We start from the raw sequence: 1,556 nt of genomic DNA, 5'->3' as shown, positions 1-1,556 counted from the left end.
CTCGATACGATTCGTCTGGTCAAAACCTGCGGCTTTCATCTAGCAGCGCTCGATATTCGCCAAGAATCGTCTTATCATAGTGAAGTGATTGCTGATATTTTCGCCAATGCCTCGAACTTACCAGACTATCAGACTCTGGGTGAAACCGAGCGCCAAGAGTGGTTGACGCGTTTACTTGCAAAGCCGGGTACACCGCTCATCTATACCGATAACTTGACTAATAAAACCCGTGAACAATTAGCCTTGATGAACTCAGTGGCCACATTACGTAAACTGGTCGGACAAGACACGTTCGGTAGTTATGTGATTTCGATGACCAATAACGCCAGTCAATTACTAGAAGTATTACTACTGATGCGCTTTGCAGGCTTATGTAAGATTGACGATAAGGGGCAATTATCTGCTGACTTACCTGTCGCACCCTTGTTTGAAACCATCGAAGATCTTAAAAATATCGATAAGATCTTACCTGTAGTTTTAGATAACCCGCTGTATAGAGGGTTGCTTGCGCACTCAGATAATACCCAAGAAATCATGTTAGGCTATTCAGATTCATCGAAAGATGGCGGTATTATTACTTCTGCATGGCAGCTTTATAGCGCGCAGCAAACCATTAACCGTATTGCTGCTGAGTATGGTATCAAAACACGCCTGTTTCATGGCCGCGGTGGCTCTGTCAGTCGTGGCGGTGGCTCAACACATAATGCAATTGCCGCTCAGCCCGCAGGGACACTGCATGGAGAAATTAAAGTCACTGAGCAAGGTGAAGTCCTTTATGCCAAATATGCCAACACCGATACTGCTGTGTTTGAGCTCACCATGGGCATCACTGGTACGCTTAAAGCGTGCTCAACAAGATTTGTGGTGCAACCGCCTGAACTACCAAATTATGAAGCACTCTTTGCGCGTCTAGCCGATGCGGGTGAACAAAGTTATCGTACGCTTACGGACCATACCGAAGGGTTTTATCAGTTCTACTCACAAGTGACGCCAGTGCAGGAAATCTCTTTATTAAATATTGGCTCGCGCCCAGCGCACCGTAACAAAGGCCTGCCAAGTAAAACAACCTTGCGGGCGATTCCTTGGGTATTTGGTTGGTCTTTAGCGCGCTTTACCCTACCAGCTTGGTATGGCGTAGGTAGTGCTCTTCATAGCGTTAAAGAAGACGAAGCTTTAATGAGGGAGATGAACAGTTGCTGGCCGTTTTTTAACGTATTTATTAGCAATATTGAAATGGCGTTTACCAAATCTGAGATGAGCATTGCTCAGGCTTATAGTCAGCTATGTGAAGATGAGGGATTACGTGAACAAATTATGCAAGCGGTAATTAATGAGCACCATCTAACCTTCTCAGGTTTGAACTCTTTGCTTAACCAGACATCGTTATTGGCGCATCAGCAAAGCCTTGCCGCGTCCCTACAATGGCGAAATGCTTATTTAGATCCGATTAATTACATCCAAATTGAGTTGTTAAAACGTGCCAGACAAAAAGACGCTACAGATAATGACGATGATCTTGCTGTTGAAGATCCATTAATCCGTAGTATCAATGCTTT

1 protein-coding gene is annotated in these 1,556 nt (G+C 44.7%); it reads left to right on the top strand.

Features of this window, described 5'->3' with window-relative positions; all coding sequences use genetic code 11:
* Nucleotides 1-1,556, top strand: a 1,556-nt coding sequence (locus PG901_RS13530) for a phosphoenolpyruvate carboxylase (protein ID WP_271134692.1), incomplete at both ends; no start/stop codon positions are given.

The sequence above is a fragment of the Psychrobacter sp. ANT_H3 genome, assembly GCF_027919975.1.
GTDB lineage: Bacteria > Pseudomonadota > Gammaproteobacteria > Pseudomonadales > Moraxellaceae > Psychrobacter > Psychrobacter maritimus.
This window is presented reverse-complemented; position numbering and strand designations above follow the sequence as displayed.